The sequence below is a fragment of the Bacillus sp. SIMBA_008 genome, from assembly GCF_046535495.1.
GTDB lineage: Bacteria > Bacillota > Bacilli > Bacillales > Bacillaceae > Bacillus > Bacillus subtilis.
Map to the genome: position 1 here is coordinate 129,939 of NZ_JAWRWL010000001.1, position 14,284 is coordinate 144,222.

Here is a 14,284-nt window from a genome sequence, read left to right on the forward strand (position 1 = left end):
TCGTTTTTTACTTTGTTCTTTGCTGTTCAGAACGTATCGCATATAATGCTTTGCTGACAGTTTGGGCATTTTTTTCTGTGATTTCAGGCTTGCGGGGAATCGGCGGATATAAATCAGCCGGATCGCTCCAGCTCGACGGAAGGGCCACGGGGCATTGTTTTTGCCATTTAGCAATCCATTCCGGCGGGATCTCGTGTCCCGGGTCAATTCCCTTCATTTCAAGCCATATTCTGGCCCAGGCGCGGGGCACGACACGCCAAATATCATATCCGCCGCCTCCGACTGCAATCCATTTCCCTCCGCAATATTGATGAGCCAAAGTGTGTGCAAGACGGGGGATTTCTTCGTATATATTGATTGTTGCTGATAAATGCGTCAGCGGGTCGTAGTAATGGGCATCGGCGCCGTTTTGGCTGATAATGACATCGGGCTTGAAATAAGCGGCGACTTCTGAAGCTGCTGTCCGGTAAGCCTCAAGAAAAGAATCATCCTCTGTAAAAGCGTCAAGCGGGATATTAAAGGAATAGCCATATCCTTTTCCGCTGCCTTTTTCTTGGATCTGACCGGTTCCAGGGAATAAATACCTTCCTGTTTCATGAATGGACAGCGTGCATACGTCAGGATTATCGTAAAATGTAAATTGCACACCGTCCCCGTGGTGGGCGTCGGTATCAATATAAAGTACCCTGGATCTGTATTTTTTCTGGATATATTGAATCGCCACAGCGCTGTCATTATATATGCAAAACCCTGAAGCTCTCCCACGAAAGCCGTGATGAAGCCCTCCGCCAAGGTTTGCCGCATGCAGGGCTTGTCCTGACATGACCCAGTCTGCGGCCGTTAAAGTGCCGCCTACCAAGAGTGATGCCGCTTCGTGCATGCCGGCAAAGACGGGTGTGTCTTCAGTGCCGAGCCCGTAGCTTTCTCCTTCTTCAGCGGGAAGCTTTCCGGCGCCCGCAAGCTTTACGGCCTGAATGTAATCGTCCGTGTGGACAAGGGAAAGCTCCTCTTCTGAAGCGAGTCTGGGGGTGACAATGTCTCCATCATCAAAGGCATTGATCGTCTTAAGCAAATCATATGTTAACAGAACCCGCTGCTGATTAAAGGGATGCTCCTGATGAAACATATAGGTTTGGTAGGATGGAGAATAGATAAATACACTGTCTCTCATAGCAGGTCCCTTTGCTCTGACGGCCATACGACGTGGTGTCCATTTCTTTGTAATGCCTGCAAAAACGGCAGCGGATTCATCGTTTTTACACGGAAGACAAGCACTTTTACACCGGGATCGTCATGCGGATAAACAAGCACGCTTAATATTTTCACTTGAAGGTCTTGGCAAAGACTGCTGATCTCAGCGAGGCTTTTGGTGATGTCGTTTACTTTTATCTCAATTTGCGATCCCGGCTGGTCAGCGCCTGTCAATTTGACAAACGTCCGCAGCAAATCGGTTTTTGTTAAAATGCCTATTAATTTTTGATGGTGTACCACTGGAAGGCAGCCGATGCCATGCTCGTAGAACACGGCTGATATTTCTTCGACAAAATCTAACGGATGGGCGCAGACAACATCCTTTTTCATAATTGAATCTACGCTTCGTGTGAGAAATAGGCTTCGTTTGTTTTCTTCAAAAATACTCGGGCTGGCCTGTTTCATGTCTCTGTCTGTAATCATGCCGATCACGTGTCGTTCTTCATCTACAACAGGCAGATGCCTGATATGGAATTCCTTCAGTTTGCATATTGCTGTTTCAAGCGTATCCGTCTTCGTTAATGTAATGACATCTCTTTTCATGATTTGCTCAACAATCATTATTTTTTCCCCTTTGCCAGTGTCAGTTAATACATATAACGATGATAAAAACGGAGCCTGTCAAATTGCTCAATTGATTCTTGGCTGACGTTTTTTCCAATGCGGGCCATCAGACAGTTTGCAGGGTGGGAGCTGATCTCCGGCTCATCCGTTGCAAACCAGACCAATCCGCCTGCATTCATCATCTTTTCCATGATCTTTCTGTATTCCCACACATCTTTTTTCATCCCTTTTAAATCCCAATGCCAGTAATATTCTGTCGTCATCACAATGTAGTTTTCCATTTGTTCATCCATCATGCTGACGGTCAGGAGCGTCTTTCCGACAGCGCATCCCCGATAGTCCGGCGCTACTTCGATGGCTCCGAGCTCAATCAAATCCTCCATATTTCCTTCAGACCATCTTTCGAGCGGGTCAGGATATAAATACGTGACATAGCCGACAATGGTTCGGCCGTCTCTGGCAATAATAATGCGCCCTTCGGGAAGGCCTGCAATGTCGACTAGCGCTTCATGCTGCTCGCGAGGCGGGCGAAATGCGGTTAAATCTTTATGAAACTCATAACCTGCCAAATCCTCTGGAGAGACAGGCCCTTCTATCAGTAAAGAGCCGGTTGCTGTTTTGATGTTTGCTGAATGGTATGTTTTATGATGTTCCACTAATTCACCGTCCCATCAATTCTTATCAAAAATACATGCCTTCTTTAAGAATACCAAATTATAAAGCGTTTTCAACATGGTTTATATTTTAAAAATTGAGAAGAATATGAATATATACTATAATAATTGTGACAACTTCAGCAAAGGGGGATGTTTGGGCATGAATTTGAAAGCGTTACCAGCAATAGAGGGGGATCATAACTTAAAAAACTATGAAGAAACGTACCGGCATTTTGATTGGACCGAGGCGGAGAAACATTTCTCTTGGCATGAGACAGGGAAACTGAATGCGGCGTATGAAGCGATTGACCGCCATGCCGAATCGTTTCGAAAAAACAAAGTAGCGCTTTATTATAAAGACGCAAAAAGGGATGAAAAATACACATTTAAAGAAATGAAGGAAGAATCAAACAGAGCCGGGAATGTGCTGAGACGGTATGGAAATGTGGAAAAAGGGGACCGCGTTTTTATTTTTATGCCGAGATCACCCGAGCTTTATTTTATTATGCTTGGCGCAATCAAAATTGGCGCCATCGCCGGGCCGCTGTTCGAAGCATTTATGGAGGGAGCGGTGAAAGATCGGCTTGAAAACAGTGAGGCAAAGGTTGTTGTCACAACACCTGAGCTGCTGGAGAGAATACCGGTAGACAAACTGCCTCACTTGCAGCATGTCTTCGTAGTCGGGGGAGAGGCTGAGAGCGGCACGAATATCATCAATTATGATGAAGCAGCGAAACAGGAAAGCACAAGACTGGATATCGAATGGATGGATAAAAAAGACGGCTTTCTGCTTCACTATACATCAGGTTCCACTGGTACGCCAAAGGGCGTGCTGCATGTCCATGAAGCGATGATTCAGCAATATCAAACAGGAAAGTGGGTCCTTGATTTAAAGGAAGAAGACATTTATTGGTGCACGGCTGATCCAGGCTGGGTGACAGGTACGGTATACGGCATTTTTGCACCGTGGCTGAACGGAGCGACAAATGTCATCGTCGGCGGACGTTTCAGCCCGGAAAGCTGGTATGGTACGATTGAACAGCTTGGCGTCAATGTCTGGTACAGCGCGCCGACCGCTTTTCGGATGCTGATGGGAGCGGGAGATGAAATGGCTGCGAAATATGATCTAACTTCACTCCGGCATGTGCTCAGTGTCGGTGAGCCGCTAAATCCAGAAGTCATCAGATGGGGACATAAAGTTTTTAACAAACGAATTCATGATACATGGTGGATGACAGAAACGGGCAGTCAGCTTATCTGCAACTATCCTTGCATGGATATTAAACCAGGTTCAATGGGTAAGCCGATTCCAGGAGTGGAGGCAGCGATCGTTGACAATCAAGGCAACGAGCTTCCGCCGTACCGAATGGGCAATCTCGCCATCAAAAAGGGCTGGCCTTCCATGATGCATACCATTTGGAATAACCCTGAAAAGTATGAATCGTATTTCATGCCGGGCGGCTGGTATGTGTCTGGGGATTCTGCTTACATGGATGAAGAGGGATACTTTTGGTTCCAAGGCAGAGTTGATGACGTCATCATGACCTCCGGTGAGCGCGTCGGCCCATTTGAAGTGGAAAGCAAGCTTGTCGAACATCCGGCTATTGCAGAAGCAGGCGTAATCGGAAAGCCTGACCCGGTGCGTGGAGAAATCATTAAAGCTTTTATTGCACTCAGGGAAGGATTTGAGCCGTCTAATAAACTGAAAGAAGAGATCCGCCTATTTGTAAAGCAGGGTCTTGCAGCCCATGCGGCTCCGCGTGAGATCGAATTTAAAGATAAGCTTCCGAAAACCCGAAGCGGAAAGATCATGAGGCGCGTGCTGAAGGCATGGGAGCTTAATCTGCCGGCTGGAGATCTGTCAACAATGGAGGATTAAAAGGCGGCGTTGACACAGGATTTTATTTATGTTAAAAATGATATAGCTTCATATGAAAAGGTAAAGATTGAGACAAGTAGAATATCCTTACGTTCCAGAGAGCTGATGGCCGGTGAAAATCAGCACAGACGGATATATCGAATACACTCATGAACCGCTTTTGCAAACAAAGCCGGCCAGGCTTTCAGTAGTGAAAGAACGGACCTGATCCGTTATCAGGCAAAGTGATAAGACGAATGTTTGCATTCTCTTATTAGTAGGGTGGTACCGCGATAATCAATCGTCCCTTCGTGTAAACGAAGGGGCGTTTTTTATTTTAATCAAAAAAGGAGCTTTATCTTATGACTAACTTACTTGAAGACTTATCCTTCCGCGGATTGATTCAGCAAATGACAGATGAAGAAGGGTTAAATAAACAGCTGAATGAAGAAAAAATCCGCTTGTACTCAGGCTTTGACCCGACAGCAGACAGCTTGCATATCGGACACCTACTGCCTATTTTAACACTTCGACGTTTTCAGCTTGCAGGGCATCATCCGATTGCGCTTGTGGGCGGCGCGACGGGCCTCATCGGTGATCCAAGCGGAAAAAAAGCAGAGCGTACATTAAACACTGCTGACATCGTATCCGAATGGTCCCAAAAAATCAAAAACCAGCTGTCCAGATTTCTAGATTTTGAAGCAGCAGAAAACCCAGCTGTCATCGCGAACAACTTTGACTGGATCGGCAAAATGAATGTGATCGATTTCCTTCGGGACGTTGGTAAAAATTTCGGCATCAATTACATGCTGGCAAAAGATACGGTCAGCTCAAGAATTGAATCCGGCATCTCGTACACGGAATTCAGCTACATGATTCTTCAATCTTATGATTTCTTAAATCTTTACAGAGACAAAAACTGTAAACTGCAAATCGGCGGAAGCGATCAGTGGGGCAACATTACAGCGGGTCTTGAACTGATCAGAAAATCAGAAGAAGAAGGAGCAAAAGCGTTCGGCCTAACGATTCCGCTTGTCACAAAAGCGGACGGCACGAAGTTCGGAAAAACGGAAGGCGGCGCGATCTGGCTTGATAAAGAAAAAACATCGCCATATGAATTCTATCAATTCTGGATCAACACAGACGACCGTGACGTTGTGAAATACTTGAAATACTTTACGTTCCTTTCAAAAGAGGAAATTGAAGCATACGCTGAAAAAACAGAAACGGCGCCAGAAAAACGTGAAGCACAAAAACGCCTGGCAGAAGAAGTGACATCGCTTGTTCACGGACGCGAGGCGCTGGAGCAAGCCATCAACATCTCCCAAGCGCTGTTCAGCGGCAATATTAAAGAGCTTTCCGCTCAAGATGTAAAGGTAGGCTTTAAAGATGTTCCTTCTATGGAAGTTGACAGCACCCAAGAGCTTTCACTTGTAGATGTGTTGGTGCAATCTAAATTATCTCCTTCTAAACGCCAAGCGCGTGAAGACATCCAAAATGGAGCTGTTTACATTAACGGCGAACGCCAGACGGAAATCAATTATACCCTATCAGCAGAAGACCGTATCGAAAATCAATTTACTGTTCTGCGCCGCGGGAAGAAAAAATACTTCCTTGTGACGTATAAATAAGAAAAAGATCCTTTGCCACTGAAGGCAAAGGATCTTTTTGTTTACCGCATAGGAATGAAAGGAAAAGAGTATATTAGATAGGGCAAACACGACCAATCACCACCTTTTAAATGAAAGGAGCGCTAAAGTGTGAATCTCATGTGTACGATTGCAAAAGAACGGCTGCAGCAGGATTACTGGGATCAGCAGGCGCAAGATAGTGTTGGCCAGCAAGAGGCGAATGACGAAACAGACGATAAAAAAACCCCGACCGCATAGCGGCAGGGGTTTTTAAAACGATTAACGAGAGTAGAACTCAACGATAAGCGCTTCGTTAATTTCCGGAGCAAGTTCAGAACGCTCAGGAAGACGAGTGAAAGTACCTTCAAGCTTTTCAGCGTCGAAAGTAAGGTATTCAGGAACGAAGTTGTTCACTTCAACAGATTCTTTGATGATAGAAAGGTTTCTTGATTTTTCGCGAACACCGATTGTTTGACCAGGTTTCACTAGGTAAGACGGGATGTCAACGCGGCTTCCGTCTACAAGAATGTGACCGTGGTTAACCAATTGGCGAGCTTGACGGCGAGTACGTGCTAAACCTAGCTTGTACACAACGTTATCAAGACGAGAATCTAAAAGAATCATGAAGTTTTCACCGTGTTTACCAGCTAGTTTGCCAGCTTTGTCAAACAAAGTGCGGAATTGACGTTCGTTTACACCGTACATGTGACGAAGCTTTTGCTTTTCTTGCAATTGCAAACCGTATTCTGATAATTTTTTACGTTGTCCTGGGCCGTGTGGACCTGGAGCGTAAGGGCGTTTTTCTAATTCTTTTCCTGTACCGCTAAGAGAGATTCCTAGACGGCGGGACAGTTTCCAAGATGGACCTGTATAGCGAGCCATAATGTGACTCCTCCTTTGGTTTTATTTTTGTGGAAAATAAAAACCGTCTGCTCTATTCGACCATGCACATTTTGTTTTCATGTATCCTCGCTCCAGCAGCAGAGAGTTACACGATACACCTTATTGATAAGGAACAAAATGAAAACATAGAAGCTGAACAAAAAGGCTGCAATATTTCACACAAAGGTCATTATATAATTTATTTGTTTTGAAGTCAACCATTCCTCCATTATTGCTTCACCGTTTATGATATAATAAACAAAAATTAGTGGTAAACTTTTAGGTGATAAAAACATGGTAGAACAAACTAAAGATCAATTATCCGCCTTTCATTATCATATGCTCGATTTTTTATTAACCAAATCTGAAAAAGTCACATTCACCGACTCTTTCATATGGCTGACTTCGGCTATTCAAACCTATTTTTCAACCCTTAGTGTTTCGCTTACACCGTCATCATCAGACTTTGTGACAAAACTGGCAGATGGTGAAGTGCGTTTTTCCGCTTCAAAAATAAACGCTTCATGTTACCTGATTGAGGACGGCTCCGGCAGGCGTTTCCATCTTGCGTGCAGGCAGGATGAAGAGATTCCTGAAGGGCTTCCGGACGTGGTTGCTTCATTTTTAAACCAGTCGATGAAACAGGAAAGACTCTATAACAAAACGATCTATCAAAAAAAGATATACAAAATGACAGAGCTGTTCCATTCACTGCTTGATCAGACAGATGTGCTGAAGCAGCTTTTAGAAAGCTTGACCAGCACATTTTCTCTTTTTGAGTTTTCTTTATTTATATCGCACGATCAAGACCAATGTTTAGGGATTCCTGCAAAAGAGCTGTATATGGAAGGGGAAAAATCCGATTCCTTTGCGCTCAAAGTGTATTTGTCCGGAGACATTTTGCGGAAAAATGAATCTGTCGCCTATATTCCGATCAAAGGACAGCAGGGCACATACGGGGTGTTGAAGGCTGAAGGAACGGGAGACGGCTTTCTTACTGATGCCTGCCTTGATGAAATGTCGCTGTTAGCAAACGCCGCGGGAAAAGCGTTTGAAAATGCCCAGCTCTACGAAGAATCCAAAGCAAGCATCGCAAATTTGGAATTGATAAATGAAACGTCACGACGCCTGAATCAGCGGCTGACATTGACTGATACAATGAATGATCTGGCTGTGAGAATGGCAGAATCGTTTCAGGCAGAAGAAGTGGGATTTTTTCATATAGACCATTTTGAAAACCTAACATTGCTCCCAGGCAGCACAGCATTTTTTAAAGAAGCGAAGCCGTCAGATTTTTATAATGAGCTGAAAGAAAAGCTGTATGAAGGTGAAAAAGGGGTTTTCATCGGGAATGGCCAGTCTGTTTTTGGGAAGGCGGGGTACGGCTCGCTGATGGCTGCTCCGATGATTCAAAACGACCGGCTTTTAGGCTTTGCGGTTTTATTGAAACAGGAGCTGTACGCTTTTACATTTGAAATGTACAAGCTGTTTCAGGCGCTGATTCATCACGCGACACTGGCTGTAACCAATTCAATGCTTCGCGACCGCCTTGAGCATCTCGTGAAAACAGATCAGCTGACTGAACTGTATTCACGAGCGTATTTAGATAAAAAAATTCAATACAGCATGAAAATCCACCAAAAGGGTGTTTTTATTCTTGTTGATATTGATAATTTTAAGAATGTAAATGATACGTACGGCCATCAGACTGGGGACGAGATTTTAATTCAAGTCGCTTCAGTGATTAAAAGCAACATCCGAAAGCATGATGTCGGTGCCCGCTGGGGAGGCGAGGAGCTGGCGATTTATTTGCCAAATGTGCCGGTTGCAGTGGGGAAACGGATTACTGAGCGACTGGTTTATGCGGTCAGAAAAAATACGAAACCCGAGGTAACCATTTCCTGCGGTATCTCCTGCTGGACGACAGAAACAAAAAAGTCGCTGAAAGAGCTTGTGCATGAGGCAGACGAAGCGCTCTACAGCGCGAAACGGAGCGGGAAAAACCGCTTGATGGTTCATGACTCAATAAAATAAAAAAAGCCCAAAACGATATCAGTTTTGGGCTTTTATATTACTGCGCTAACGCTTTTTCTAGCGTTTCGGCAAATTGAGTTAAGTATTTTTCATCAATTTCGTCGAAACGGTTTTTCACTGGGCTGTCGATGTCCAAGACGCCGACAATTTTTCCGTCTACACGAATCGGAAGCACAATTTCTGATTGGGACGCTGCATCGCAGGCGATATGTCCAGGAAACGCGTTTACATCCTCAACACGTTCCACTTTTCCGTTTGCGTACGCTGTGCCGCAAACCCCTCTGCCGAAAGGAATCCGAACACATGCCGGGAGGCCTTGGAACGGACCTAACACAAGCTGTCCATCCTCTTCTTTGGCAAAATAGAAACCCGCCCAGTTGACTTCAGGCAGCGAATGATACAGCAGTGCTGAGGCATTTGCATAGTTAGCTATTTGGTCTGTTTCGTCTTCGGTCATGGCTTCGAGCTGTTTTAGCAGAAGCTGATAGCCTTTTTCTTTATCTCCAGATTGTTTTTCGACATGGAACATGGAAAACCCTCACTTTTTCTATAATATAAAACAAAGTTCCGGCTTTTCTGCCGGCATTTGTCGATAAGTTCTTACAGGAACAGCGGCTTTCTGCTTGAATAGTATCAAGAGGAAGGAGTGAGCCGTATGAAAGTAAGCACCAAAGACAAAATTATTGAATCTGCTGTCATGCTTTTTAACCAAAAAGGATTTTCTGGCACGTCTGTCCGTGAAATCGCAAAGTCAGCTGATGTAAATGTTGCGCACATCTCCTACTATTTTAAAGGCAAAGGAGGCTTGATGGAACACTTAGTTTCAGAGTTTTACGAGGGCTACAGCAAAACGCTTGAAACAGCGGCAAGCAATATCTCTTCTCAAAGCACTCAGGAACAGCTTCTTCAATTGGTTTTCGATATTTTATCCTATCAGCATAATCATCGTCAATTAACTCGTTTTGTCTACCGGGAAGTCACAATTGACTCCACATTAATCAGGGAAATTATGTCGACATATCTAATGAAGGAAAAGTATATCTTCCAGCTGATCATTGAGGAAGGAGAAAAACAGCGTGAATATTTAACGCTGCCGCTGCCTCATTTTATTCTCCAATTAAAATCTCTCTTGATGATGCCCTATCTCCAGCCTCAATATATTTCAGAAGTACTCTACATGCAGCCGCACGAGCCGTATTTTTATAAAATGTATTTTGAAGAAATCAAGATTTGGATCAGAAGCGTCTTCCGGACAGGAGACGTGGCGCTCACCAACTAGCACCGTTCCAAAAACGCCTCATACGCATATCCGACATCTCCCGCTTGATGGGCATCTGACCCAAACACAAGCGGGATCTTCTTTTGCTTCGCTTCATTCAGCATCCAATCCTCGATATAAATACCGCCAGCGTAAGTTTTTCTTAAGCCGGAAGTATTGAAGTCGAGCTCCATTCCGTTTTCTTCAATGGCATTCAGGCACAGGGAAACGAGGCCGCGAATATGTTCTGACATGCTGTATGGAAACAGCTTGATGAATTTTTGGACGAGTGTGATGTGACCGACTCTTTTTGGCTTATAAACGCCGAGAGATGCTACAATGGAAGAATAGATACTCCGGTAATATTGTTCATATACCGCTTCAATGCTTCCGCAGGCTGAAATCAGCTCTTTGAAGGTATGCTCGTCATAATCAAGGCATAGATAGGAAGAGTCTGTGCGCAAAAAATGAACGGATAAGATGCTGTCATCTAAATATGGCCCGTATGTGTCTAGGAATAATGTAATTTCGTCTTCAAATTCAGCGATATAATCGACTTCAAGTCCTGTCCGTATGCTAAGCTGTCCGCGATATTCTTTTTTTAATCCGGAAATTTCATGAATATAGCGTTCCAAAGAAGCTTGCGCCATCGCGCTGTCTTTCAGCGGCGTGGGATCGGTAAAAGAGGGCGGCAATGGGGCGTGTTCGGTAAAAGTAATCGATTCGAACCCTTTTTTTAAGGCTTCTTCTGCATATTGTCTGAGTGTGTCATTGGAGCCGTGAGGGCAAAATGGTGTGTGAATATGTCCGTCTCGCTTTTGCATTGATGTCACCCCATGAAAAAATAGTCAAATCCTGCCGATTTTGCACAAAAAGTTTTTGATTTCTGGTCAAAAAATGTTTGTTACATGGTATCATAATAACAATGAAAACGACAGTTTTTCTCAATACATATCCTGAAATCTTTCTGAATAAATAAAACACCCTGACAGATTAAGGTAAACAGCAAGGGGGCTCATTATGGAGTTTGTCATTGGATTATTAATTGTACTGCTTGCGCTGTTTGCGGCAGGCTACTTTTTCAGGAAAAAAATCTACGCCGAAATCGACCGGCTGGAATCGTGGAAGATTGAAATTCTGAATCGGTCGATCGTGGAAGAAATGTCTAAAATAAAACATTTAAAAATGACGGGTCAGACAGAAGAGTTCTTTGAGAAGTGGCGTGAAGAATGGGACGAGATTGTCACAGCCCACATGCCGAAAGTTGAAGAGCTCCTTTATGATGCCGAGGAAAATGCAGACAAATACCGGTTTAAAAAGGCCAATCAAGTGCTCGTTCATATCGACGACCTGCTGACAGCGGCTGAATCAAGCATTGAAAAGATTCTTCGGGAAATCAGCGATCTTGTCACAAGTGAGGAAAAGAGCCGTGAAGAGATTGAACAGGTGAGGGAGCGCTATTCGAAATCTCGAAAAAACCTGCTGGCTTACAGCCACCTTTACGGGGAGCTTTATGACAGCCTTGAAAAGGATCTGGACGAAATTTGGAGCGGCATCAAACAATTTGAAGAAGAAACAGAAGGCGGAAACTATATTACTGCACGAAAAGTACTGCTTGAGCAGGACCGCAATCTTGAACGGCTTCAGTCATACATAGATGATGTGCCGAAGCTGTTAGCTGACTGTAAACAGACGGTGCCCGGACAGATTGCAAAGCTCAAGGATGGCTATGGCGAAATGAAAGAAAAAGGGTACAAGCTTGAGCATATCCAGCTTGATAAGGAATTAGAAAATCTGTCAAACCAGCTGAAACGAGCGGAACATGTCCTGATGACTGAGCTGGATATTGATGAAGCGTCCGCAATCCTGCAGCTCATTGACGAAAATATTCAATCTGTTTATCAGCAGCTGGAGGGCGAAGTTGAAGCCGGTCAATCCGTACTAAGCAAAATGCCTGAATTGATTATTGCTTACGACAAGCTTAAAGAAGAGAAAGAGCATACGAAAGCGGAAACTGAGCTGGTGAAGGAAAGCTACAGGCTGACAGCCGGTGAGCTCGGCAAACAGCAGGCTTTTGAAAAGCGCCTTGATGAAATTGGGAAGCTGCTATCATCCGTTAAAGATAAGCTCGATGCAGAGCATGTCGCCTACTCACTTTTAGTAGAAGAAGTTGCTTCAATAGAGAAGCAAATTGAAGAAGTGAAAAAAGAGCATGCCGAGTATCGTGAAAACCTGCAAGCGCTGAGAAAAGAAGAGCTTCAGGCGAGGGAGACGCTCAGCAATTTGAAAAAAACAATTTCTGAGACAGCTAGACTGCTGAAGACTAGCAACATTCCAGGCATTCCGAGCCATATTCAAGAGATGCTGGAGAACGCGCATCATCATATTCAAGAAACAGTCAATCAACTAAACGAACTTCCATTAAATATGGAAGAAGCCGGAGCCCATTTGAAACAAGCAGAAGATATCGTCAACAGGGCAAGCCGGGAATCAGAGGAACTTGTCGAGCAGGTCATCCTCATTGAAAAAATCATTCAGTTCGGAAACCGGTTCAGAAGCCAAAATCACATTTTATCAGAACAGCTGAAAGAAGCGGAAAGACGTTTTTATGCTTTTGATTATGACGACTCTTATGAAATTGCAGCTGCCGCTGTAGAAAAGGCTGCGCCAGGTGCAGTTGAAAAAATCAAAGCTGACATATCCGCTTAGATAATCACGACCATGAAAAAGAGCCCGCAGTGTAATGAGCAGGCTCTTTTTTTCATTACAAAACGCCTGCGCAATAACGCAGGCGTTCTGTGACATTAACTTATTTCATTAAGCTGTTTGGATGGTCCGATGAATAAGGTCAGCACATAGCCGATAACCGCTCCGACGATTCCTGGAAGCACCCAGCCGATGCCGAGGCTGTAAAGAGGAAGATTCGCATTTAGAAACACATCTAAAGATCCAAGTGAAAAACCGGCTGCTTTGATACCGTCTAAAATACTGAAAAGTCCTGTACCGATCAAGCATGCGATGTACACTTCGCGTCTTTCTTTAAAGATCTTATCGATGAAGGAAAGAACGATAATGACAATGGCAAGCGGATAGATAGCTGATAAAATAGGAACAGAAAACGCGATAATTTGCGCGAGTCCGAAATTCGCAATGATCAAGCTGAATAACGTGACAATCGTAACGACAATTTTATATGATAATGCCGGAATAAGTTTTGAAAAATATTGGCCGCAAGATGTGACAAGGCCGATGCTTGTTGTTAAACATGCGACTGTAATCGCTGCTCCGAGTACGATGTTGCCTAATGAACCGAATAAATAATGGGAAGACGCAGATAAAATTTTAGCTCCTTCACCAACAGGACCAATGGCATTTGTGCTTGTTGCACCTAAATAAGCAAGGGATACATAAATGAAAGTCAGGCCTAAAGCGGCAATCACACCTGCTTTAATGCAGGCTGCAGCAAGAGCTTTAGACTGTGTGACGCCTTTGCTTTTTACAGCATTTACAACGACAACGCCAAATACAATTGAAGCAAGTGCGTCCATTGTTTTATAGCCTTCTAAAAATCCTTTAAAAACCGGTGTTCCTTTATATGCTTCTGTCACGGCGCCCAATCCGCCCATCGGCGTGAAGATGGCTTTGAGAACAATGATTAAAATAATTGTGAATTTGATGGGAGTCAGAATTTTTCCGACTCGATCGACAACCTTGGATGGGTTTAACGCTAAATAGTACGTAACACCGAAAAAGATAAGTGTAAATATTAATAAAGAAAGTCTTTCTGGTACGCCAGTCAAAAACGGAACAGCGCCAATTTCATATGAAACAGTTCCTGTTCTCGGGATGGCGAATAATGGTCCGATTGATAAATAAAGCACGACAGTAAAGATTGTGCCGAAAACAGGGTGCGCTTTGTCAGCAAGGCCTTTAGCGTCCTTACCGGTTAATGCGATGGCGATAATGCCGAGAAGCGGCAGGCCTACCCCTGTCAGTAAAAATCCGCCGATGGCCTTCCAGACGTTGTGTCCGGCTGCTTGTCCAAGTTCCGGCGGATAAATCATATTTCCTGCTCCAAAGAATAACGCAAATAGCATGAAACCAATAATAATGGTATCTTTGACAGGCAGTGAGTGTTTCATGAAAAAAA

General features: G+C 44.1%; 13 protein-coding genes and 1 other annotated feature. Of the genes, 6 read left to right on the forward strand and 7 right to left on the reverse strand.

Annotated elements, in window-relative coordinates; translation table 11 throughout:
- Positions 1 to 7: 7 nt before the first annotated feature.
- Genes SB658_RS00670 through acuA form a run of 3 tightly spaced genes read right to left on the reverse strand, consistent with a single transcriptional unit; the run spans position 8 to position 2,471 of the window.
- Complete coding sequence (locus SB658_RS00670; protein WP_015714526.1) at positions 8 to 1,171, reverse strand: acetoin utilization protein AcuC; 1,164 nt, start codon at positions 1,169 to 1,171, stop codon at positions 8 to 10.
- Positions 1,168 to 1,812, reverse strand: a complete 645-nt coding sequence (locus tag SB658_RS00675) for an acetoin utilization AcuB family protein (RefSeq protein WP_003229294.1) — start codon at positions 1,810 to 1,812, stop codon at positions 1,168 to 1,170. The genes SB658_RS00670 and SB658_RS00675 overlap by 4 nt, the downstream gene beginning before the upstream one ends.
- Before the next feature lie 26 nt (positions 1,813 to 1,838).
- Positions 1,839 to 2,471, reverse strand: coding sequence for an acetoin utilization protein acetyltransferase AcuA (gene acuA / locus SB658_RS00680; protein ID WP_003229296.1), 633 nt, complete (start codon positions 2,469 to 2,471; stop codon positions 1,839 to 1,841).
- 160 nt (positions 2,472 to 2,631) lie between these two features.
- Here acuA and acsA point away from each other — a divergent pair, with 160 nt between their 5' ends.
- The 3 genes from acsA (at position 2,632) to sr7p (ending at position 6,218) form a co-directional block, all read left to right on the forward strand.
- The gene (acsA, locus tag SB658_RS00685) at positions 2,632 to 4,350 is read left to right on the forward strand and encodes an acetate--CoA ligase (protein ID WP_144500639.1); all 1,719 of its coding nucleotides are present in this window, start codon (positions 2,632 to 2,634) and stop codon (positions 4,348 to 4,350) included.
- Positions 4,351 to 4,404: 54 nt separating this feature from the next.
- Positions 4,405 to 4,641, forward strand: a binding site (T-box leader).
- Between the two features lie 50 nt (positions 4,642 to 4,691).
- Positions 4,692 to 5,960, forward strand: coding sequence for a tyrosine--tRNA ligase (tyrS, locus tag SB658_RS00690; protein WP_014480566.1), 1,269 nt, complete (start codon positions 4,692 to 4,694; stop codon positions 5,958 to 5,960).
- Between the two features lie 129 nt (positions 5,961 to 6,089).
- Entirely contained in the window at positions 6,090 to 6,218 is a 129-nt protein-coding gene (sr7p, locus tag SB658_RS00695) for a small protein SR7P (protein WP_015714524.1), read from the forward strand.
- A gap of 21 nt (positions 6,219 to 6,239) precedes the next feature.
- Here the strand turns inward: sr7p and rpsD are convergent, their stop codons facing one another.
- The gene (gene rpsD / locus SB658_RS00700) at positions 6,240 to 6,842 is read right to left on the reverse strand and encodes a 30S ribosomal protein S4 (protein WP_003229304.1); all 603 of its coding nucleotides are present in this window, start codon (positions 6,840 to 6,842) and stop codon (positions 6,240 to 6,242) included.
- Between the two features lie 294 nt (positions 6,843 to 7,136).
- On the opposite strand from rpsD, the gene SB658_RS00705 reads away from it, so the two are divergent.
- Positions 7,137 to 8,876 (forward strand): diguanylate cyclase domain-containing protein, encoded by a 1,740-nt coding sequence (locus SB658_RS00705; RefSeq protein WP_410600998.1) that lies wholly within the window; start codon positions 7,137 to 7,139, stop codon positions 8,874 to 8,876.
- A 37-nt stretch (positions 8,877 to 8,913) separates the two neighbouring features.
- On the opposite strand, the gene SB658_RS00710 is transcribed toward SB658_RS00705, so the two are convergent.
- The gene (locus SB658_RS00710; protein ID WP_015714522.1) at positions 8,914 to 9,405 is read right to left on the reverse strand and encodes a GAF domain-containing protein; all 492 of its coding nucleotides are present in this window, start codon (positions 9,403 to 9,405) and stop codon (positions 8,914 to 8,916) included.
- A 126-nt stretch (positions 9,406 to 9,531) separates the two neighbouring features.
- Between SB658_RS00710 and refZ the strand changes: the two genes are divergently transcribed.
- Positions 9,532 to 10,155 carry a transcriptional regulator RefZ gene (gene refZ, locus SB658_RS00715; protein ID WP_014477663.1) on the forward strand — a complete coding sequence of 208 codons (624 nt, stop codon included), beginning with the start codon at positions 9,532 to 9,534 and terminating at the stop codon, positions 10,153 to 10,155.
- On the opposite strand, the gene hisJ is transcribed toward refZ, so the two are convergent.
- Positions 10,152 to 10,958: a histidinol-phosphatase HisJ gene (hisJ, locus tag SB658_RS00720; RefSeq protein ID WP_003229318.1), complete on the reverse strand. Its 807-nt coding sequence runs from the start codon at positions 10,956 to 10,958 to the stop codon at positions 10,152 to 10,154. The genes refZ and hisJ overlap by 4 nt on opposite strands.
- A gap of 196 nt (positions 10,959 to 11,154) precedes the next feature.
- Between hisJ and ezrA the strand changes: the two genes are divergently transcribed.
- Positions 11,155 to 12,843: a septation ring formation regulator EzrA gene (gene ezrA, locus SB658_RS00725; RefSeq protein WP_003229320.1), complete on the forward strand. Its 1,689-nt coding sequence runs from the start codon at positions 11,155 to 11,157 to the stop codon at positions 12,841 to 12,843.
- 95 nt (positions 12,844 to 12,938) lie between these two features.
- On the opposite strand, the gene brnQ is transcribed toward ezrA, so the two are convergent.
- Positions 12,939 to 14,276, reverse strand: coding sequence for a branched-chain amino acid transport system II carrier protein (brnQ, locus tag SB658_RS00730; RefSeq protein ID WP_003229322.1), 1,338 nt, complete (start codon positions 14,274 to 14,276; stop codon positions 12,939 to 12,941).
- Between the last annotated feature and the right edge of the window lie 8 nt (positions 14,277 to 14,284).